We start from the raw sequence: 21,600 nt of genomic DNA on the forward strand, positions 1-21,600 counted from the left end.
CTGATACATCAAATTCGTTTTTTCGCGCCGCGTATCGCAACAGCCGTAAATGCATCTTCCGGCCAGGAATGTTTTGGATATCTCATGCGCAGTTCTTTGCGAACGTCGTGATAGGTAGTCTGCCAGAAGCTTTTAAGATCCTGCGTCACCTGGACAGGCTTGTATCCGGGAGAAAGCAAGTGCAGTAAGATTTTAATACGACCCTCATTCACAACAGGAGTTTCCAGCTGACCAAACATTTCTTGCAGCCTCACCTCCATGACAGGGGATCTTCCATCAGGAAAATATTGAAGAGGAATCAATGATCCACTGGGAACCGGCATTCGTGAAGGCACCAGAACTTCCAGTCGGCTTTGAAGGTTCCAGGGAATGAGTCCATTAATTATCGTGATAAGGTCCAGCTTCTGAAGTTCTGATTGCTTGTAAATTGAAACGAGGTATGGCTCAAGCCAGGTTTCAAGAGTATTCAGGAGATGATGTTCACTTGTATCGGGCCATGCATCATCCGGTCGCCAGATCTTCAGACTTTGAATTCTTGCACATAGAGTATTGCATTCTTCATTCCAGCCCAGCATCTTCAATCCCTTTTCACGAATGACAGAGAGCAGTACAACGTTCTTCTTCTCCTCGTTAAATTTCGAAACAGGTTTGCTTTGCAGGAGAAGCGTGCCCACTTTCTTTTCAAGCGCGGATGCGATCATGCCTCGTTCATCATCCCACCGTATTACTTCACTTTCCGTAGCCATGACCATGAGGTCTTCCTCACTGACGGCAGCGGCAAGAAAGATCTTTCCTTCTTTTTGTCCTGCATCCAGTTGGGTAGCACATAGCCACGACTCGTGGACCAAAGGATCGTGATCGGGTAATTTGGCAACACGTCCGTTTGCCAGTGTATAGTAATTACTTTGCTTTGATTGCTGTCGCGCAAGACGTTCGGGATACGCAGCTACTACCAATCTTCCAACTTCATATCCACCCGGTGCTGTGGTGTCAACAGCGACACTCAACATCTTTCTCCAGTTGGTGGCGAGTTTTTCAATCCGCTCCAGAATATTCTTATCAGCATTTCCCCTTTCACCGCTTCGCCATTTTCTCAATGTCTCGATGCGCAATGAAATGTCTGCACCAGCTTCCTTGGCCAAAGGATCACGCTCTTCCAGCAAGGCAGCAATATCACACGCTATACTTTTTTCTTTTTTTGAGATCGCCTTCAGCAACATGTGAGAGATGCGTGGATGCGTTGGCAACTGCAGCATCTCTTTGCCTCTTGAGGTAATTCCATTCTCATCCAATGCATCCAGTTGGATCAAAAGTTCTTTTGCCTGATTGACAGAACCCGGGGGCGGTGGTGTTATCCAGGTCAACTCCTTCACATCTTTTACTCCCCACTGAGATAATTCCAATAACAAAGAAGCAAGATCCGCTTCCAGAATTTCCGGCTTGCGGTGCGGAAGCAAGTTTCTTTGAATCGCTTCCGTCCATAGTCGGTAACAAACTCCGGGACCTAATCTTCCTGCTCTGCCGGTTCGCTGATCTGCAGCATCATTGGTAACCCGTACGGTTTCAAGTCTTGTGAGTCCACTGCGCGGATCGAAACGTGACACACGTGATACACCACTATCAATCACCACTCCGATGCCTTCAATGGTGAGGGATGTTTCTGCAATAGAAGTTGCAAGAACAATTTTACGCTGTCCGTTGGTTGCGGGAAGTATAGCTTCCTGCTGTTGTTTGAACGGAAGATCGCCAAACAATGGATAGATGATGGCACCAACGCTCTCCTCTTCCAGCAATTGCTGTGTTCTTCTGATCTCTCCCGCGCCGGGCAGGAATGCCAGGATATCTCCCTTCTCTTCACGAAGTGCTTTGCGGATTGCCTGCAACATCTTCACTGAAATATGATTATCAGAATCAATGTTGAGGTAATTGATCTTTACCGGAAATTGTTTTCCTGTGGAAGTGATTACAGGAGCATGTCCCAGTAAGCCTGAAAGTTGTGCACCATCAAGTGTAGCGGACATGATCAGTATTCTCAGATCATCCCGCAAGACATTCTGCATCTGAAGACTCAACGCAAGCGCAAGATCTGACTGAAGGCTACGCTCATGAAATTCATCAAAGATGAGAAGTCCCACTTCTTCAAGACTATTATCTGACTGGATCATGCGGGTGAGTATCCCTTCCGTGATCACTTCAATTTTTGTCTCCTTGCTTATGTTAGTATCAAACCTGACACGATAGCCAATGGTCCCTCCTATTTTTGTCTCTTTGAGATCTGACATTCGCTGAGCGACTGATCTCGCTGCCAGTCTTCGCGGTTCCAGCATCATGATCTTCTTCCCAGCAAGCCACGGTTCATCTAAAAGTTCCAAGGGAAGAATGGTCGACTTTCCTGCACCGGGCGGAGCCTGAAGAATGACAATTTTGCTGGACTGGAGTGTATTCCTGAGCTGAGGAAGGATGGAGAGAACAGGGAACACTTTGTAGATTAAGATGAAGAGTTAAAATGCAGCGCGTACAAAAATAGAATTTCTTCTAAATAATAAGGAGATCCAATTTAAGGAACGAACTTTTTTCAGATTAATATCAATTCATCACTCATACTTTAAGGACTGGACTGGGTTGGTGCGGGCAGTGCGGAGTGAATGGAAGGCAACCGTGAAAAATGAGAACATCAGTGCCAGCATTCCAACCAGCAGGAAGATGAAGTAGTTCAAAGTCGCCTGGTAAGCGAAATTGCTCATCCACTGTGAAATGATATAATAGGATACTGGTATCACCACAATGGAAGCGATGATCACGAGGATCATTACCTCTTTGTATAACAAGTAGATAATGGAAGGCGTACTGGCACCATGTACTTTTCGGATTCCGATCTCTTTGGTTCGTTGGCTTGCTGTGAAGGCTGATAATCCCAACAGACCTAACAGTGAGATAAAAATACACACGTATGACAATCCTGACAGAAGCTTGAATTGAGTTTCATCTGCTTTATACTGATCGTTGAATCTCTCATCCAGCAAGAAATACTCATACGGATGATTCGGATCGATCTTAGTCCATTTATCCTGAATGAAACTCAGCGTGCCTGGCAGATCGCCCTTCACTTTAAGATGAAGCCATCCACCTTCTTCTCTTGATTTCACAATGAGCATTGGCTCCACCGCGTTGTGCAGCGATTTGAAATTAAAGTTCTTCACGATCCCAACAATGTGTCCGTCTTCTTTTCCATGAAACCATTTTACTCTTTTTCCAATGGGATCCTTCCATCCCATGAGCTTGGCAGCGGCTTCATTGGCGATGAATACATTATCGGTATCGATCTTTGGCCCGGGAAGGAATTCACGACCGCTGGCCATGGTTATTCCTAAGGTTTTAAAATAATCATCCCCGACAAACATAAGGTTGAATCCCTGCTGTTGCATGCCGTTATCTCCTTCGACCCACATGGCGGAGCCACCCATCTCCATACCCATTACATTGTAAGATGTCGTTGCAGAAAGAATATGAGGGTTCTGCAAAAACTCATTCTTGATGCCGTTGAGCTGTTGCTGAACAACCGTGTCTTGAATGGCTAGCAGTACAATATTCTCTTTATCAAATCCAAGGTCTTTATTCCTGATGTAGCTGATCTGATCCTGCATGAATAAGGTACATACCACTACAAAAATGGAAATTGAGAACTGAGCGGTGATCAGGAACTTACGCAGCACCCTGGAAGAAGTCCGGTTCTTGAAGGTCCCTTTTAAAGCACTGATCGTTGGTATCTGTGGCAGATAGAATGCAGGATACAATCCTGAGATAATTCCGATTCCTAATGCGATGCCCAGTGAACCGAACAACAGCGTTTTATTACGAATGAAATCGGGAGAAAGATTCTTACCAATAAGAGAGTTAAAAGAGGTAGCCTCCAGCACAAAAAACACAAACCCTACTGCGATCAATAGAGAGACAAAAGAAAGAAATATTGATTCGGTAAGGAAGGAAAGAACAAGTGAAGATTTGCCGGAGCCGAGCGCCTTCTTCATGGCAATCTCTGTTGAGCGCTGTACCGATTTAGCAGTGGAAAGATTCATGTAATTGATACATGCCAGCAGGATGATAAAAACTCCGATCGCCGTAAATGCATAGAGGTAGGAAAGATTGCCATGAGGCTCATCCTCTTCCAGCGCAGAGCGAAAATGGATATCATCCAACCGTTCAAGGATGGGCTCATACTTGCCATTCACCTGGTCGCCAAACGATTTGTAATACTTGTCAAATATGAATTTGAACTTGGCGTGAAAATCTGCGGTATTATAATCTTCAGGCACCAGCAGATAAGTGTAAACATCCGGATTCCAGAAAGCTTCCGAACTCAATTGTCCGCCTTGTGTGAACCATTCCCGGTCTATCAGTCGCGACAGAAGAATATTAAACTTGAGATGTGTATTGGGAGGAACATCCTTTATCACACCGGTAACTGTGTACAAAGCATCCTCCACCTGGAGTATCTTGCCTAATGCCTCACCATCGCCAAAATACTTCTTTGCCTGTGATTGAGTAAGCACCAACGTATTGCGTTGGGTCAGCGAAGTTTTGGGATCACCCTGTATGAACTCATGCGTGAAGACATCAAAGTAAGTTGAATCGGTACGAACAATATCCTCTTCATAAAATGCTTTCTCTTCTCCGCCAACCGGTTTGTATTTGATCAGGGTGTGATCCCAGTTGTTGGCACGAACTACTTCCAGAACTTCCGGAAGCTCCTGCTTTAATATCTGACCTAGCTCACGGGCAGACCGTCCGATACTTCTATCGATTCCTGTTGCGGTAAGATGTCCGCCGAGCCTGTAAATTCTTTTATAGTTTGCATGATGCTTATCGTAGTTAAGATCATTTTGAAGAATGAGGAGGAGTATGATGCTGACAGCAATTCCCAATGCAAGACCAAGGACATTCAACGTTGAGAAGAACTTATCCTTTAAAAAGACCCGTATAGCAAATTTGATGTGGGTAAGCAGCATGCAGTGAGGTTTGTTGGGGACTGAACAAAACTTAAAATAGTTTTAAGCACCCGATTCAGGGTATTAATTTAGGCATAATACACGGCACTGAAAAGAACATTCAACTCAACATGCTATATCCTCGCCTGATAGGTGTATAATTCAAAATACCTTCCCTTCTTCGCGATCAGTTCTTCATGCTTTCCGCGTTCTGCAATGTTGCCACCCTCCACTACCAATATCTGATCAGCCTGACGAATCGTACTGAGCCTGTGGGCAATGACAAACGTTGTTCTTCCTTCCATCAACACACGAAGACTTTCCTGAATCAATGATTCACTTTCTGTATCAAGATTGGAAGTCGCCTCATCCAGGATCAAAATTCTCGGGTTTGCAAGAATCGCACGGGCAATAGCAATCCGCTGTCGCTGACCTCCGGAAAGTTTTACACCACGCTCACCAATCAACGTATCAATTCCTTTTTCGAAACGATCTGTAAACTCATGAACGTGAGCTGCCTTTACAGCAGCCTGTACCTGATCATTCGTTGCATTGGGTCTTGGAAATAAAATATTCTCTTTGATTGTTCCCTCAAAAAGGAAGTCGTCCTGTAAGACAACTCCTAACTGACTGCGGTAACTATCCAATGATACTTTCGAAAGGTCTGTTCCATCAATTGTGATCTTTCCGCTTTGAGGATTTAAAAAAGATGCAGCTAGTCCAGCGATCGTTGTCTTGCCTGATCCGGAGGTTCCAACCAAAGCCGTTACTGATCCTGAAGGTGCGTTGAAGGTAATGTTCCTTACTACTTCCTTGCCCTCTTCATAAGCAAAAGAAACATCCCTGAATTCTATATCACCCTTGAATGAATTCATCCTGATAGTTCTTGCTGTGCCATCATCTTCCGGGGTCATGTTCATCAACTCTTCTGTACGATCCAATCCCGCAAAGGCTTCCGTTAGCTGACTTCCTATGTTGCTCATCTGAACAATCGGCGCAATCATAAATCCGAGGTAGACAGTAAATGAAACAAACTCACCCACAGTCATTGACTTTTCGATCATCAGATAACCACCGACTCCCATGATACCCGCGGATGCCAATCCCAAAAGGAATGTTGCTGAACTTGTGATCAGACTGGTCGAGGTAAGACTTGCTTTTATATTCAGGAAGAGGCGTTCTACACCAAGTTCAAAACTTTTGATCTCCTGTTGCTCCGCATTAAAGCCTTTGATCACTCTGACACCATTTAAGGTTTCGGTAAGTCTGCCTGTTACATCGGCATTGATCTTTCCCCGCTCACGGAAGATAGGTCTGATCTTGGCGAAAGCCTTCAAAGATATCAATCCAAAAATCCCAACAGGAACAAGAACCAGCAAGGTCATCATCGGACTGATGTCAATTAACAAAATGAGGCAAAGGACGGAAGTGAGGACACCGCCCACCAATTGAACCAGCCCCGTGCCTACAAGATTGCGGACACCTTCAACGTCGTTCATGATCCTGCTGACGAGAGCACCTGATTTATTGTTATCAAAAAAACTGATGGGAAGGCGCAACACCTGCTGCTGAACTCTTGATCTCAATTGAGAAATAAGACGTTGAGCCTCCACACTTAATATCTGAGTCAATATATAAGAGGTGACCGCCTGAATCAATACAGAAGAGGCAACGGCAATGATCACCAGCTTCAGCATTCTCATATCACTATTCGCAATGACATCATCCATGAGATATTTCGTGGCACCAGGGAGCACAAGTCCGGCAAGGCGACTGACAATAATGAGGAGCAAGCCGACGAGGAGAATCCCCCTTCTGGGCCAGATAATTGTTTTAAATACTTGCAGGAGAGATACTTTCGGCGGTTTACTCATTCGGGTAGGAAGGCGGTTTTATATCAGAAGCCAAAGATAATGACGTTGCGGGCTTCCGTTTATTGCATTCACATATTTCTATGACTTCCGTTTAACGTCACACACCACAATATCCTCAAAGGATGCCTTTTGGTATTACCCTCCTGCTCATTGTTCCGATATTCTTTGCAGTGCCGGCTTTTGAATCCGGATTATAAGTAAGCGTGGTTTCCCAGGAATTGGCAGGCTTAAATTCCTCATCCATTCCTTTCAATACACCTTCTGTAATTTTTCTGGAGTGAATGATCGTTACACATTCAGTATTGAGGTTGGCGCTTCTGGGATCAAGATTGAATGTGCCGATGACTGTGATCTTCCCATCAATGACGATTGACTTGGCATGAAGTCCGAAGATCGGGGTGAAATTCATCTTCATCTGCAGGGCACCGGTCATAACTTTAAACCGCTCTGCTGCATCGGGCTTGAATTCAAATATTCTTACGCCTGTCTTCAGTAGTTCCTCACGATCACGGCGATAACCGCTAAAGGCTTCAATGTTGTCTGTTGAGGAAAGGCTATTGGTAAGGATCCTCACTTTCACACCACGCTTCACAGCCTCGCTGAAAAGATTGCGGCTTTTCTCTGTTGTGATGAGATACGGTGACTGAATGTCGAGTGTAGATTTTGCTTCCTGAATAAGTTTTACCAGCGCTTCGGTACTTGCGCCACCACCACCGATTCCATCTGAGCCATCATTCTTACCCGGCGCATCGGAAACATATTCAATGCTGTCAAGCCAGACAAACGATCCCGACTTTTGTATTTTCTCAAACGTTAATGGAAGATTCTTAATTCTTTCACGAACCTGCGGCCAGAAGTTTTCAGGGTTGCAGGCATATTGATGGAGTCGTTCAAATTTATTTGCAACAACGCTATCACTTTTCTCTTCATCAACAAGCCATGCAACGGGAACGCTGAGAGGATGATTCCAGAATTCATCAAAAGAGCTTTGAACGTTATCAGCGATCTTTCCCAACAGCAACACATCGCGGTCACGGAAATTGTATTCATGATCGTAATCAAAATATTCGTCTGCAATGTTGCGGCCGCCAGTGATCACAATTTTCTCATCGACCGTGAATGTCTTATTGTGCATGCGCTGATTTGCACCTCTGAAGTCTGTTGCAAACTTTTTGATCTTGCTGATAATGTTCTTTCCGAGGTTTGTTCCGGGATTATACACCTTGATCTCAATATTGTCATGTGAATCCAGTGTGAGTATTTCATGCACTCCTGCGTCCACCATGATATCATCGACAATGATCCGCACCTTGACACCACGGTCGGCGGCACGAACGAGGTAATCACAGGCGATCAGTCCTACATTATCAGGGGAGAAAATAAAATACTGGATGTCGATCGATTTTTCTGCATACTCACTTAGCCATGCACGCGCTACCATTGATCCTCCACCGTCCTCCAGGACAAACACACCTGTGCTGTCTTCCATTTTGTCAGCAAACGGCTCCAGTAATTTTGAAAGAGAAATAGAATCATTGCGGTGGATACTGGAGCAGAACTCGCCTTTATTTTCAAGAATGTCCTTTTTCTTTTCCTTAGAACAGGAAGCAGTTATTAATGAAAGAATCAAAAGGAGTTTGAGTTTCATAATTAAATCTTTTTTTGCAACCATTCCTCAGCAAGAAATTCTTCTATTACACCAATTGTAAGTTCAGGAATTTTACTTCCCTTCTTCGCCGTTATCGATTCACCAATATAAGCTCCATGGACACCCGGTAATATCACGAGCTGAGAATTAGTGATCAACCGATGCATTACAGTCGCATGTTCAGGGCTCATGACATCCTTATCTGCACTCAGAATAAGAGTGGGCATGGTTATGGATTTCAGATCATCATCCTTCCAATCCTTAAAATTTATCATGCGGTCGCGGTCCTTATCATGCATGACCTGAAGATGATCTTTATCAGGAGCAACTTCAAGATATGCTGTCTTTAGTTGCTCAGGCATATTCTCAAGCGATGCTGTCTTCATAAAGTCGAAGAAGCCGGGCATCATTCCTTCTCTTTTGTAAAAAGCTGAGGCAATGATCAGTTTATTCACTACTTCCGGATGACGGATCGCAACCTGCATGGCGGTATTGCCACCATTGCTGAATCCAAAAAGATCTGCCTTGCCGACTTTCAGATGCTGAAGAAGTGCAAATACATCATCAGCATCCTGTTCAAAAGTTTCAGGGCCTTCGCGATCACCTGAATGACCATGAGCCTGAAGTTCCATTGCAATAATTCTATGGTTCTTTGCCAGAAGAGGAAGTATGTTTCCGAAGGTGGTTCCAATAGTAGAGCCTCCACCATGAATCAATACCAGTGGAATCTCACCCTCGCCATAGATCTCATAATACATGCTGATACCATTGACTTGTGCATATCCACTTTTTACTGAATTCATTATCTCCTGGCTTTTACTTTCCCCTGAAACACTATTATCATTTTTAGAATTGACACAACCGAGCATCAATAATGACAGGCCGAAAATAATAATCAATTTCATAAATGAAGCCTTGGATATTGTCATTTCAATGCCACATGGTAAACATCCGTATCATTTCTTTCAATGTTTCGGATATGAAAACCTCCTGGCTGCGGAATCTCCTCTTTCAGATCAAAGAGTGTGCATGATTTCGGAAGTCGCGAAAAGATCAGTAAAAAATTGAAAGACTGACCATCAGGAATCACCGTCCATTGTGGCGCATAGGTGATGTTTTCAGCATGAACCATTTCTGCCCTTGAAGAAGATGACCTGTCAATCAGGAAAGTAGTTCTCCAGATTCTGATGAGCATGTCATCGCCAGGATTATCGAAATGGCAATGAACATACATATAGGCATCTTCCAATAATTCGGGATGGATGGAGGCGAGTACCTCCATGTCAACAAATGGTTTGGCCTTAACGGGAGGATCTTGAGTAATAACCGGCTTCACAAAAGCTGACGTTATTAAGCAGAAAGTTCTTTCACAATCTGTATCGCACGGTCGATCTCCGCCTCACTGTTAAAAATGTTGGTGCAATGTCTTACACCAAACACATCTCCCTGTGCGCGGGGACGCATCTTGCCTTTTTCCCAATAGGCGTCCTGAAGCTGTGCTCCTGTCAGTCCATCAATATTGTAAACAGTAATTCCGGCGCAGAGGGATTCATCTGTCGGTGAATAGATCTTCACTTTACTATTCTGACGCAAGCCAGTTCTCAATCGTTCGCCCAGGAACTTTATTCTTGCATAGACTTTATCCGGACCGATCTCATTGTGAAAGTCAAGTGCTGCTTCCAGTCCTTTCAATACAGGAAAGTTTCCGGTACCTCTTTGTGTAAATCTGAAACCTTCATCATCATGGTTATCCCAACGTGTGCTGGCAACCGTCGTCCAGACGTCTTTCATTTTGTCAGCTCTTACATACATGAAGCCCGTTCCTGCCGGAGCTCCCATCCACTTATGAAAACATCCCAGATAAACATCACAATCAATATCTTTTACATCTATTTTGATCTGACCAATGGTCTGAGCTCCATCCAGCACCGTCAGTATGCCTCTCTTCTTTGCTTCAGCACAAATTTCTTTAACAGGAAGTATGGCACCACTTCCTGAGATCATGTGCGACAACATCAGAACCTTTGTCTTAGGTGTGAACGCTTTTACAATAATGTCATACAATTCTGTTGCACTGTGTGCAGGCTTTGGTATGGCAACGGTTTTGAATACCACACCGTAGCGCTTCTCTTTGATGAGCCAACCGCCTTTTCCGCCGGAATGTTCCTGATCGGTGGTCAATACTTCGTCTCCTGGTTTAAGCGTAATTCCATTCGCGATGTAGCTCATGCCATGCGTAACATTGTCCGTCATTGCAATCTCAGGAACGGTAGCATTAAAAAGTTTTGCAACCCGTGTGCGGATGCCCAGGAGATTATTGTAGCCACTGATAAACTCTTCCTTATTGTCATCTTTATAAGCCCAGTCAGCAACATTTTCTGCAAGGTATTTCACATGCTCTACCATTTTATCGACCACTACCTTTGGCATAGCCCCTACGGTACCTGTGTTGAAGAAAACTTTGTCTTTGGATAGCGTAAACTGATCACGGATCTTCTTCCAGTATTCCGGGTCGTCGGCTAACGGGAGAGAATTATCCGTTTCAAAAGTCTGCTTCCCCAATACCTCCATGGAAGTCAGCGCAAGCGTGCTCAGGCCAAGACTTTTCAAAATACTTCTTCGTGATAGTTTCATAACTGACAGATCGTTAAAATTAAATTCTGATGAGACTTGAAGATACTTTAATTTTCCGGCATGAACATTTCCCGAAAACATCTTTTCGTTAGAAAATCACAGCTTCCCGATTCCGGCAAGGGGCTATTCACGAAAGTGGAAATCAAAAAAGGTGATCGCATCATAGAATATAAAGGCAGGCATCAGCTGTGGCGTGAAGTCAAGCATGAAGATGGCTTCAATGGATACCTGCTCCGACTCAATCGCACCATGGCTATCAATGGCGAACCTTCTACCGGAGCGCTCGGGCGTTATGCCAACGACGCAGCGGGTGCCAGTCGTATCAAGGGACTGCGCAATAATTCAGTTTACAATATCTATGGAGACCGTTGCTTTATTGAAGCAACACGAGACATTACTAAAGGCGGCGAGGTTTTCGTAGCTTATGGAAAAGAGTATTGGGATCTGGTGAAGAAGATTAAAACTCTGGGATTGAAAAGACCGAGAAAACGATGAGGCTGATTCCCCCATAATTAAAGCATCCCTTCTTATCAAATATTCTCATTAATTAGTCTCCGCCGCATCATTTCTCACCCTACCAATCGTTAGCTTCTTCCCTTCCCTTTCGGTAATTTTGCTTTTCTAGAAAGCCAAAATGGAAGCGATCAAATCCGATAAAACCGAGAAGAAAAATCTGGCCGGCCATGAGGCCCCTAAACCATACGTACCCAAGAACAAAGTCAGGATTGTAACAGCTGCAAGTCTCTTCGATGGACATGATGCTGCAATAAACATCATGCGCCGCATCATCCAGGCTACAGGTTGTGAAGTGATTCACCTGGGTCACGACCGCAGTGTTGAAGAAGTTGTGAATACTGCCATTCAGGAAGATGCTCAGGCAATTGCCATGACCAGCTATCAGGGTGGGCACAATGAATATTTTAAATACATGTATGATCTGCTTCAGGAAAAGGGAGCTGGTCACATCAAAATATTTGCTGGTGGCGGCGGAGTGATCCTGCCGTCAGAGATCAAGGAGTTAATGGATTATGGCATCACGCGCATCTACTCCCCTGATGATGGACGGTCCCTTGGACTACAAGGCATGATCAATGATCTTGTCATGCAGAGTGATTATGCGCTGGGTGACAAGCTTGAGAATGAAGTGGAACAACTCTCATCAAAGAATCCCGTAGCCATTGCGCGACTGATTACAGCAGCAGAAAATTATTTCGATCAGCATACAGAAGCATTTAAATACATTCATAGTCAGGCTGAAAAGGCTAAGGTTCCTGTGCTTGGAATTACGGGCACCGGTGGTTCTGGAAAATCATCGATGGTAGATGAGATCGTAAGAAGATTTTTATTCGACTTCAAGGATAAAACGATCGGACTTATTTCTGTCGATCCATCAAAACGAAAAACTGGCGGCGCACTATTGGGAGATCGCATTCGCATGAATGCAATCAACAACCCAAGAGTATTCATGCGTTCACTGGCAACACGTCAATCCAATCTGGCTTTGTCAGTCTATGTAAAGGAAGCTATTCAGGTATTGAAAGCAGCGAATTATGATCTGATCATTCTTGAAACCTCAGGAATTGGTCAAAGCGATACAGAGATCATTGATCATAGCAATGTGTCACTTTACGTTATGACACCTGAGTATGGTGCCGCAACACAGCTTGAAAAGATCGACATGCTTGATTTTGCCGATGTGATCGCACTCAACAAGTTCGACAAGCGTGGAGCACTGGATGCCTTGCGCGATGTGAAGAAACAATTTCAACGCAATCACAATCTCTGGAACTCAAAAGTGGATGAGATGCCGGTGTTCGGTACGATCGCTTCACAGTTCAATGATCCCGGAACCAATCAGCTTTACAAACAGATCATTGACAAGATTCAGGAAAAGACTGGAGGCAATCTGAAATCGACTTTCAAGATCACAAAACAGATGTCAGAGAAGATCTTTGTGATCCCTCCAAACCGCACCCGGTATCTCAGTGAAATTTCGGAGAACAACAGGGCCTATGATACCCGGAGCCTTGAGCAAAGCAACATTGCTCAAAAGCTCTTTGCACTCCACAAGACAATGGAGCACTTGAAAGCTTCCAACCATGAGCCAAAGAAAGATACTTATACGTCATTGATCAGCCAGCTTGAGGCAGAAGTTGAAAAATTGAAACTCAACCTTGATCCAAAAAACTGGAAGCTTCTTGAAGAATGGCCCAAGAAAGTTCAGCAATACAAAGAACCACTCTTCAAATTCAAGGTCAGAGATAAGGAAATTGGAATTCAGACACATTCTGAATCCCTCTCTCATCTTCAGATTCCAAAGGTCTCTCTTCCTAAATATGAAGCATGGGGAGATCTTTTGAGATGGGTATTGCAGGAAAATGTTCCTGGTGAATTTCCGTTTACCGCAGGCATTTATCCATTCAAACGTGAAGGTGAAGATCCAACGCGGATGTTTGCAGGAGAAGGCGGGCCGGAACGTACCAACCGCAGATTTCATTATGTAAGCTTGTCGACACCGGCAAAGCGACTCTCCACTGCATTTGATTCTGTTACTCTTTACGGAAATGATCCTGACTACCGTCCTGACATCTATGGAAAGATCGGAAACTCAGGTGTGAGCATCTGCTGCCTTGATGATGCTAAAAAACTTTACAGCGGATTTAATCTGGCCGATCCCAGAACATCCGTATCAATGACGATCAATGGTCCCGCACCTATGCTGCTGGGATATTTTATGAATACTGCCATTGATCAGCAATGTGAGATATACATTCGCAAGAATGGAATGGAGAAAGAAGTAACGGACAAGATTGAAAAGATCTATAAAGATAAAAAAGCTGAAAGACCCCATTATCAGGGACCGCTTCCAAAAGGCAATGATGGCCTGGGACTTCTTTTACTGGGCGTCACTGGAGATGAGGTTTTGCCAAAAGATGTTTACCAGAAAATCAAAACCGATACTCTTTTACAAGTGAGGGGAACGGTTCAGGCGGACATCCTCAAAGAAGATCAGGCTCAGAATACCTGCATTTTCTCAACTGAATTTGCTTTGCGACTGATGGGCGATGTTCAGCAATATTTCATTGATCAGAACATCAGGAATTTCTACTCTGTATCGATCTCTGGATATCACATTGCCGAAGCTGGTGCGAATCCTATTTCCCAGTTGGCATTTACACTTGCCAATGGCTTCACATACGTGGAGTATTATCTGAGCCGCGGCATGGACATCAATGAGTTTGCACCTAATCTCTCTTTTTTCTTCAGCAACGGCATTGATCCGGAGTATTCTGTTATCGGAAGGGTAGCAAGAAAACTGTGGGCTAAGGCGATGAAAAACAAATATGGAGCGAATGCTAGAAGTCAGATGTTGAAATATCACATTCAAACTTCAGGGCGTTCCCTTCACGCGCAGGAGGTTGACTTTAACGATATCCGCACCACACTACAGGCATTGTATGCGATTTATGATAATTGCAACTCTCTCCACACCAACGCTTATGATGAGGCTATCACCACTCCCACGGAAGAATCAGTGAGAAGGGCAATGGCCATCCAGCTTATTATTAATAAGGAACTGGGGCTGTCAAAAAATGAAAACCCGATACAGGGATCTTTTATTATTGAAGAGCTGACAGATCTTGTAGAGGAAGCTGTTCTGGCTGAATTTGATCGCATCACAGAAAGAGGTGGTGTATTGGGTGCAATGGAAACAATGTACCAGCGCGGGAAGATTCAGGAAGAAAGTCTCTATTATGAAACTCTCAAGCACACTGGTGAATTTCCAATCATCGGTGTCAATACATTTTTGAGCTCAAAAGGCTCTCCAACGATCGTTCCTCAGGAAGTGATCAGGGCAACTTCTGAAGAAAAGGAGTATCAGATCAAGATGCTCCGTGCTTTGCATGCTTTTCATAATGACCATGTAGAAGGCCATCAAAATGCATTACAAGATGCAGCGGTTATGAACAAGAATATTTTCGAAGCGCTGATGGAAGCTTGCAAGGTTTGTTCGTTAGGACAAATTACAAAAGCACTATTCGAAGTAGGTGGTCAATACCGGAGAAATATGTAAATCGAAATCATTGTAATAAACGAAAAGAGCCTTCCATTATAGAAGGCTCTTTCATTTCATAGCTTGACTAATTTAATTTCTTGCTTTAGTTGATTTAACAACTATTGCCGGATTAGTAACGGATCGTGCGAATGTTGCCAGTGTTATCTGCAATTTCAAAAGTAGGCACGCCAGTGATGTTCTTCAGGTTGTAAACCATTCCGAAGTTTCCATCAATCGTTCTGTAGTCTGTGTGTACAAGGTTATTTGCACCATCATAGATACGAACGCTGATTTCTTCCTGACCGCTGTTAGCAACTGTCAGAAGATACTTAGGGCAGTTAGCCATTTTAGAAACCTGTACATTCTTAACTTTTGTAGCTTTAGAATACACAACGGTTTGAGCTTCTGTTCCCTTTTGGTCAGCAATCTCAATCGTATAAGTTCCTTGCTCCATACCAGCAAAGTTAACGCTACGAATAAAACCGTTTACATTCTTGGTAGTTTCAGCAAAAACAACTTCAGCTTCCTGATTGAAGATTGTCATCTTTACTTTTCCTACTGTTTCACCTTCATAGATTACCTTGAAGGTACCGTTGGTCTTCTGACCAATCACTGCAATGCGTGGACCAGGTCCAGAGAATGCCGCTGTACTTACCAGTACAATCATGGCTGCGAGGAATAATTTTGCTTTCATAATGTTAGTTATTTTTTTTCTTGTTGAACTATGATGTAAATGTACGGGTGGGTATGACGCATGATCGTTTGCTGTAAGAAAACTTGATTTTTAATTTGAAAAATCGTTTGCGGCTTGTGATTCATTAGTCTAGTAAGCAAATGGAGATAAAAATGCGCTTACGACTCTGATTTATTGAAACACAAAAATTCTGACACAGTAATCGATTGCGGTCCAAGTATACTTTTATGCCTTTAATGATAATAAAGGCTGAGGTACTGATAAAAAAGAAGTCGCCCTGACTTTCGTCAGAGCGACTCTCAAAAAATGATACTCTATATTATTATAATGTTACTTCACGATAGTGGCTGCAACACCTTTTCTATCCATTACTTCAAAAGATACTGGTCCCTGGATGTCTTTCAGATCAAACAATCTTGCCACATCACCAGAAACTGCCGTTGGCTCAGAGTAGATCTTTTCACCTTTATCATTAAAGATGCTTAAATCAAACTTTTCAGCTCCCTGACCCGCCAGTGTGAAAAGGAATTTGCCATCCTTTAAAGAAACAACGTGAGCAAGCTTTTGAATTTTACCCGTTCTATACTCAACTGTTTCCGTCAACCAATTTGAGCCATTGTCAAGCTTGATCGTGTATGTGCCTTCCGCCAGATTGGCAAAGTTATAGGGACGAATAAATCCATTTGACATTTTGATCACTTCAGAAAAAACGACTTTGTCATCTGAGTTAATAATCTCCACCTTCACATCAGATGCTTCTTCTGAACGGTAGAATAATTTATAAGATGATTCTGAGTTGCGAATAACTGCGATTCCGGAAGTTGTCTTGGGTGTATCGTTCCTTCTTGCTGCAAATGTGAGTGAGCTAACCAAAATGCCCAACATCAACAAACTAACTTTTTTCATAACAGGGGTGTTTAATTGTTTTTGGTTATCAGACGAGGGGCATGTTTTAAATGTTGCAGCGTGATTGTTAATTATTCCTAAATGCAACCAAAATCATACTTTAAATGATTTAAACATCGAAAGTATTTTAATGACATTTCTGCCATTAAAGTATTTTGAAAATATTTGATTAAAACAGAAACTAATTCAGATGAAATACGTCCTTAGCCTTCTCCGCTTGTGTTAGAAGATGCTTTTGGAATCTGAGGCGTGAGGTGAGGAAAACCTCTCTTTTATCTTCTTCTGAGGTTACAAATTTCAGCTTATCTTCAAGATCAAGACTAAGTTCATTTGCTATGTGATAAATGGAACATGGCGATGGAAGCTTATTGATCTTCAACAAACGCATGAATTCCTCAAACTCTTTTTGAATTTTTGTCCCGGCAGGATCCTGAAGATCAACTTCCCAGAAATTCACATCACCACCTGGATAGAGTTTATCTTTAAAAGTTCTAAATAGTGTATCCATTTGGAACAGGTCCTGACATTTCACAATAATGTCAGATTCACCACTATCATATCGTTTGATAACACTTTCAAGCTTTACGAGCGAACCAAGCTTAGTGGTATTAAGAGTATGATTGAAATAGATTCCAAAGGAGATGTCCCTCTCCTCAGCATCCTTCAATAGTTGTCGATACCTTGGCTCAAAAATGTGCAGCGGAACCATTTCCCCCGGAAGGGGAAAAATAGTAAGGGGAAACATTGGTATCCTGATGGGTACAGACATGCTTGAATAACAACGAATGTATGTTAAAGTTATCCGATTAAAACCGTACTAAATAATGCGGCTCAACGTCAAACTGTTCTGAAAGCTTCTTTTCTCCCGGTAAAAAAGACAAATTGATCAAAAACGAATACCCGGCTACCACTCCACCAATCTTCTTTACCAGATCTCCTGCCGCGGCAGCAGTTCCTCCTGTTGCCAGAAGATCATCATGGATAACAACGCGTGATCCTTTCGGAAAAGCGTCTTCATGCATTTCAATTTCTGCAGTACCATACTCAAGAGCATAGCTCTGTTCTACTTTTTTGTACGGGAGTTTTCCCTTTTTACGAATCGGAACAAAAGGAATGTGAAGTCCCTGAGCGATCAGCATTCCAAAAATAAAACCCCTTGCCTCCACTCCTGCGATCACATCTGGCTTTAATGCACGAGCCTGTTCAATTAAGGCTTCGATAGTCTCCTGCCGCACTTTGGCATCTGCCAGCAATGGCGTGATGTCCTTAAAGATAATCCCAGGCATTGGAAAGTCCGGAACATCTCGTAATAATGACTTGATCTTTTCTTCTGTACTCATAGTGGCAAAATAGTAAATTTACAGCGATAGCGCGACTAATATTACAACCCGAAGATGAAGATAATAACACGAATGATCGCTGATGAAGTCTACGAGGCTTCCAATGATAACAACAACAAGGTACTCATCGACATGAGAAAGAGGGAGGACAAAAAACACCAATCCCCTGTCGAATTATTGCTCTCCGCACTCGCTGCCTGCGGGGCCGTTGATGTGGTAGTGGTTCTCAAGAAAAGAAAAAAGTCAATACTGGATTGTACGATTGAAACAGAAGGACAGCGAAGGGAAGAGACTCCGCGGGCATTTACAAAGATCAACTGTCATTATATAATAACTTCTGAAGATGCGACAGAGGAAGAAGTTGAGAAAGCTGCAGGTCTTGCACTTGAAAAATATTGTTCTGTCGCATCGTCTCTTTCCGCCGAGATTACGTATTCAGTTCAGGTTATCCGGCCAAATTGATGCTTCAGATCAAACAATTTTCAAAACGCTATCAGGATCAACTTGTCCTGACAATCGATGAACTCACAATTTCGCCAGGCATCAGTTGGCTAAAAGGAGAAAATGGTGCCGGCAAAACGACATTGTTCAAATCCATAGCCGGCATTGTTCCTTTCGAAGGAGAGCTATCTCTGGATGACGTGAGCATAAAGAAAGAACCGATCTCATTTCGCAAGCTTGTAAACTACAGCGAAGCGGAGCCGTACTTCCCGGAGTTCCTTACAGCAAAAGATATTGTTCGGTTTGTCGGGAAAACAAAAAATACATCCATCGAAGAACAGGATGGCTACTGTCGCATGCTTGGTATTGATCAGTATTTCACAAAGCCATGCGGGACCTTTTCAAGCGGAATGCTCAAAAAACTCTCCTTAACAATTGCATTCTTCGGTCAGCCCAAACTTATCATACTTGATGAACCTCTCGTAACATTGGATGAAGCATCGCGCATCATACTCATGAATATGGTCAACGAAAAACTCAAAGATCCGTCTATGATATTCCTGATGTCTTCCCATCAATCCATGGACAGCGCTGAATTCTCAGTAGAAAATGTTTTTAGGATTCAAAACAAATCAATTGTAAGGCTGTGAAGGTTCTGATCGACGTTCTTCATAGATGTCTCACCAAAGAATTTTACGTAGCAAATGCTATGTTCTTTCTACTGACGATCGGACTTGTCGCTGGATTTATGAGAGCCAACGAACATATTGCTCTCGCTACTTTCTTTATCAGTGCTCCGGTGTGGACTTTAATCCCTGCCGGATTCTGGATAGCGTACGCCTACAAGATTAATAGTTTCAACCATCAGGAGTGTTCGGAGAAATCAATGCGCTTCGTTCATGAAATTTCCTTGTTGCCGACATCAATACAAATCCTGTGCACTCTGTCCGTTGCCTATGCGCAATTCGTGCCAGCAATTACATATGGATTGTTTCTGGTTTTAATCGCCATTAAGAATGGTCAGGTACTTTCAGCAGTCTCGGTTGTCATCGCTTTGATCACTATCACCGGAACGCTCACCATTCTTCTCTATCGTCAGTTGGGTTATGTTCAAAGTGAAGCAAAGGTTTCTTTATTAAAGAGATGGTTCGACAGAAAATTCTCAAAATCCTTCATTCAGTTTTTTATCGAATGGCTTGTGCGTCACAAGACAGGAATGGTCCTTGTTACAAAAATCTTTGGATGCTTAATGCTGTTCGCCATTTGTCAGTTGTATCGGTACGACACGTATGACTACCGGCTATTGGCAATGGGTTGCCTTATTGCTTTCGGAGCAAGCCTTGCATTTGTCTTCCAGTTCGTTCTTTTTGAAAATCATTTGTTCACACTCATGAGACATTTGCCGCTGTCTCTTTCCCTAAGAATGATCTATTTCATTATTTCACTGGGGATTCTTTGCCTTCCAGAGATAACGGTGCTCACTCGCAACTTTCCGGAACAATTACCAATCCATTTGTTACCCGAATTAATAGTATTTTGTCTTGCTCTCTTCATTCTAGGCTACCGCGTACTTTTATCAAAGATCAATGGGTTTGAAGCTTTCTCCGGAAAAGCATTTCTTGGATTCATGATTTTGTTTGTAATTATTCTCTTCAGTGTTCCTGTCTGGTTCATATCCATTGCCCTGATTTTGATGGCGGCTTACAGATATGAAAGGGCATTCTACGAGTTTGAGTTTATTATCCGGGAAAATCAGGACCTTGATTAATCGTGACTATTCACGAACCAATTTCCCCCTGAGGATCACTTTAGAAATCATATCTGCGCCAAAACTATATGGCAGAAATGCCAGCGATCCCATCGGCTTAGTAATAAATACGCTTGCCATCTTTCCCTTGGTAATACTGCCATGTGTTCCGAGAACCTCCATTGCATATGCAGTGTTAATTGTAACAGCATTGACGGCTTCCTCCGGAGTCATTTTCATTTTGATACAAGCAAAGGAAAGCATCAACGACATATTCCCGGATGGCGCACTTCCCGGATTATAGTCTGATGCAACTGCCAGGGGTAGACCTGCACTGATAATCTGTCGCGCTGGTGGAAATGGTAAATTCAGAAAGAATGCAGCGCCAGGCAAGGCCGTTGGCATTGTGGAAGAATCTTTCAAAGCCTCAATCTCTTCCCAACCAATATTCTCAAGATGATCAACGCTGATGGCACCTGTATTTACGCCAGCCTGCACTCCCCCCGATCGGTTCAGCTGATTGGCATGAATGCGTGGCTTCATTCCGAATTTCTTTCCGCGCTCAACAATCATTTCGGTCTCCTCCTGTGAAAAAAATCCCTGCTCACAAAACACATCGATGTAGTCGGCAAGTTTTTCTTCAGCCACTGCCGGGATCATCTCTTCCATCACCAGCCTTACGTAATCTGTCTTTTCCATTTCCTTTGGAACGGCATGCGCACCAAGGAATGTAGTCTTGACCGTCAGCAAAGTCTCTTTTCCAATTCTTTTGGCTACCCGAAGCATTTTAAGCTCGTCTTTCACAGTAAGCCCATAACCACTCTTGATCTCTACAGCTGCGGTACCACTTTGTATGATCTCATGGGCTCTCTGAACAGATCTTTCATAAAGCTCGTCTTCAGAAATGGATTGAATCTTCTTGGCAGAGTTTAAAATACCTCCCCCACTGGCTGCGATCTCAGCATATGTTGCTCCTTTGATCTTCAATACAAATTCATCCTCACGTGAGGCAGCAAAAACCAAATGTGTATGACTGTCAACGAAACCAGGGAAAACGTGTCCTCCCTTTGCATCAATTACCTGTGTTGCATTCTTTTCAGAAAGGTCTTCCATCCTTCCAAAGGCTTGTATCTTTTCATCCCTGATGGAGAGGAATGCATTTTCTATTATTGGAAGTTCCGACATTGCTGCACCAGCAATAAAATGAGGCGTGGACTCACGCACCTGAACAAGACCTTTGATATTAATAATGAGCAGGTCGGACTTCATATCAA

Annotated in this window: 17 protein-coding genes; 5 read left to right on the forward strand and 12 right to left on the reverse strand. The window is 43.3% G+C overall.

Annotated elements, in window-relative coordinates:
• Positions 1-8 precede the first annotated feature (8 nt).
• The 7 genes from hrpB to HOP08_03740 form a co-directional block, all read right to left on the reverse strand.
• On the reverse strand, positions 9-2,480 hold the full coding sequence (gene hrpB / locus HOP08_03710; GenBank protein ID NOT74010.1) for an ATP-dependent helicase HrpB: 2,472 nt from the start codon (positions 2,478-2,480) through the stop codon (positions 9-11).
• 114 nt (positions 2,481-2,594) lie between these two features.
• The gene (locus HOP08_03715) at positions 2,595-5,006 is read right to left on the reverse strand and encodes an FtsX-like permease family protein (protein NOT74011.1); all 2,412 of its coding nucleotides are present in this window, start codon (positions 5,004-5,006) and stop codon (positions 2,595-2,597) included.
• A gap of 113 nt (positions 5,007-5,119) precedes the next feature.
• The gene (locus HOP08_03720; GenBank protein ID NOT74012.1) at positions 5,120-6,859 is read right to left on the reverse strand and encodes an ABC transporter ATP-binding protein; all 1,740 of its coding nucleotides are present in this window, start codon (positions 6,857-6,859) and stop codon (positions 5,120-5,122) included.
• Positions 6,860-6,974: 115 nt separating this feature from the next.
• Positions 6,975-8,507, reverse strand: a complete 1,533-nt coding sequence (locus HOP08_03725; GenBank protein ID NOT74013.1) for a phospholipase D family protein — start codon at positions 8,505-8,507, stop codon at positions 6,975-6,977.
• A gap of 2 nt (positions 8,508-8,509) precedes the next feature.
• Entirely contained in the window at positions 8,510-9,412 is a 903-nt protein-coding gene (locus tag HOP08_03730) for an alpha/beta hydrolase (GenBank protein ID NOT74014.1), read from the reverse strand.
• 20 nt (positions 9,413-9,432) lie between these two features.
• Entirely contained in the window at positions 9,433-9,789 is a 357-nt protein-coding gene (locus HOP08_03735; GenBank protein NOT74015.1) for a hypothetical protein, read from the reverse strand.
• A 68-nt stretch (positions 9,790-9,857) separates the two neighbouring features.
• Complete coding sequence (locus HOP08_03740; GenBank protein NOT74016.1) at positions 9,858-11,141, reverse strand: aminotransferase class V-fold PLP-dependent enzyme; 1,284 nt, start codon at positions 11,139-11,141, stop codon at positions 9,858-9,860.
• 60 nt (positions 11,142-11,201) lie between these two features.
• On the opposite strand from HOP08_03740, the gene HOP08_03745 reads away from it, so the two are divergent.
• Entirely contained in the window at positions 11,202-11,636 is a 435-nt protein-coding gene (locus HOP08_03745) for an SET domain-containing protein (protein ID NOT74017.1), read from the forward strand.
• A gap of 139 nt (positions 11,637-11,775) precedes the next feature.
• On the forward strand, positions 11,776-15,216 hold the full coding sequence (locus HOP08_03750) for a methylmalonyl-CoA mutase family protein (protein NOT74018.1): 3,441 nt from the start codon (positions 11,776-11,778) through the stop codon (positions 15,214-15,216).
• 112 nt (positions 15,217-15,328) lie between these two features.
• On the opposite strand, the gene HOP08_03755 is transcribed toward HOP08_03750, so the two are convergent.
• The 4 genes from HOP08_03755 to HOP08_03770 all read right to left on the reverse strand — a co-directional run bounded on the left by HOP08_03755 (position 15,329) and on the right by HOP08_03770 (position 18,138).
• Positions 15,329-15,892 (reverse strand): hypothetical protein, encoded by a 564-nt coding sequence (locus HOP08_03755; GenBank protein NOT74019.1) that lies wholly within the window; start codon positions 15,890-15,892, stop codon positions 15,329-15,331.
• A gap of 330 nt (positions 15,893-16,222) precedes the next feature.
• Positions 16,223-16,798: a hypothetical protein gene (locus HOP08_03760; protein NOT74020.1), complete on the reverse strand. Its 576-nt coding sequence runs from the start codon at positions 16,796-16,798 to the stop codon at positions 16,223-16,225.
• Positions 16,799-16,979: 181 nt separating this feature from the next.
• A complete protein-coding gene (locus HOP08_03765) occupies positions 16,980-17,567 on the reverse strand; it encodes a hypothetical protein (GenBank protein ID NOT74021.1) in 588 nt (195 codons plus the stop codon).
• A gap of 37 nt (positions 17,568-17,604) precedes the next feature.
• A complete protein-coding gene (locus HOP08_03770; GenBank protein ID NOT74022.1) occupies positions 17,605-18,138 on the reverse strand; it encodes an adenine phosphoribosyltransferase in 534 nt (177 codons plus the stop codon).
• A gap of 72 nt (positions 18,139-18,210) precedes the next feature.
• Between HOP08_03770 and HOP08_03775 the strand changes: the two genes are divergently transcribed.
• The 3 genes from HOP08_03775 to HOP08_03785 are packed head-to-tail and all read left to right on the forward strand — an operon-like array spanning position 18,211 to position 20,347.
• Positions 18,211-18,600, forward strand: coding sequence for an OsmC family peroxiredoxin (locus HOP08_03775; protein ID NOT74023.1), 390 nt, complete (start codon positions 18,211-18,213; stop codon positions 18,598-18,600).
• Entirely contained in the window at positions 18,600-19,229 is a 630-nt protein-coding gene (locus tag HOP08_03780) for an ABC transporter ATP-binding protein (protein ID NOT74024.1), read from the forward strand. The genes HOP08_03775 and HOP08_03780 overlap by 1 nt, the downstream gene beginning before the upstream one ends.
• Complete coding sequence (locus HOP08_03785; GenBank protein NOT74025.1) at positions 19,226-20,347, forward strand: hypothetical protein; 1,122 nt, start codon at positions 19,226-19,228, stop codon at positions 20,345-20,347. Before HOP08_03780 ends, HOP08_03785 begins: the two co-directional genes overlap by 4 nt.
• A gap of 6 nt (positions 20,348-20,353) precedes the next feature.
• Here the strand turns inward: HOP08_03785 and HOP08_03790 are convergent, their stop codons facing one another.
• Complete coding sequence (locus HOP08_03790; GenBank protein ID NOT74026.1) at positions 20,354-21,595, reverse strand: imidazolonepropionase; 1,242 nt, start codon at positions 21,593-21,595, stop codon at positions 20,354-20,356.
• Positions 21,596-21,600 lie beyond the last annotated feature (5 nt).

Source organism: Cyclobacteriaceae bacterium (assembly GCA_013141055.1).
In the GTDB taxonomy this organism is placed as follows: domain Bacteria; phylum Bacteroidota; class Bacteroidia; order Cytophagales; family Cyclobacteriaceae; genus ELB16-189.

What these genes read in the sequence shown, in the direction of transcription:
- HOP08_03765 (NOT74021.1), bottom strand. Translation starts at nt 17,567, where the DNA reads ATGTCTGTACCCATCAGGATACCAATGTTTCCCCTTACTATTTTTCCC.
- HOP08_03725 (NOT74013.1), bottom strand. Translation starts at nt 8,507, where the DNA reads ATGAAACTCAAACTCCTTTTGATTCTTTCATTAATAACTGCTTCCTGT.
- HOP08_03720 (NOT74012.1), bottom strand. Translation starts at nt 6,859, where the DNA reads ATGAGTAAACCGCCGAAAGTATCTCTCCTGCAAGTATTTAAAACAATT.
- HOP08_03730 (NOT74014.1), bottom strand. Translation starts at nt 9,412, where the DNA reads ATGAAATTGATTATTATTTTCGGCCTGTCATTATTGATGCTCGGTTGT.
- HOP08_03780 (NOT74024.1), top strand. Translation starts at nt 18,600, where the DNA reads ATGCTTCAGATCAAACAATTTTCAAAACGCTATCAGGATCAACTTGTC.
- HOP08_03775 (NOT74023.1), top strand. Translation starts at nt 18,211, where the DNA reads ATGATCGCTGATGAAGTCTACGAGGCTTCCAATGATAACAACAACAAG.
- HOP08_03770 (NOT74022.1), bottom strand. Translation starts at nt 18,138, where the DNA reads ATGAGTACAGAAGAAAAGATCAAGTCATTATTACGAGATGTTCCGGAC.
- HOP08_03715 (NOT74011.1), bottom strand. Translation starts at nt 5,006, where the DNA reads ATGCTGCTTACCCACATCAAATTTGCTATACGGGTCTTTTTAAAGGAT.
- HOP08_03745 (NOT74017.1), top strand. Translation starts at nt 11,202, where the DNA reads ATGAACATTTCCCGAAAACATCTTTTCGTTAGAAAATCACAGCTTCCC.
- HOP08_03760 (NOT74020.1), bottom strand. Translation starts at nt 16,798, where the DNA reads ATGAAAAAAGTTAGTTTGTTGATGTTGGGCATTTTGGTTAGCTCACTC.
- HOP08_03750 (NOT74018.1), top strand. Translation starts at nt 11,776, where the DNA reads ATGGAAGCGATCAAATCCGATAAAACCGAGAAGAAAAATCTGGCCGGC.
- HOP08_03790 (NOT74026.1), bottom strand. Translation starts at nt 21,595, where the DNA reads ATGAAGTCCGACCTGCTCATTATTAATATCAAAGGTCTTGTTCAGGTG.
- HOP08_03735 (NOT74015.1), bottom strand. Translation starts at nt 9,789, where the DNA reads ATGGAGGTACTCGCCTCCATCCATCCCGAATTATTGGAAGATGCCTAT.
- HOP08_03755 (NOT74019.1), bottom strand. Translation starts at nt 15,892, where the DNA reads ATGAAAGCAAAATTATTCCTCGCAGCCATGATTGTACTGGTAAGTACA.
- HOP08_03740 (NOT74016.1), bottom strand. Translation starts at nt 11,141, where the DNA reads ATGAAACTATCACGAAGAAGTATTTTGAAAAGTCTTGGCCTGAGCACG.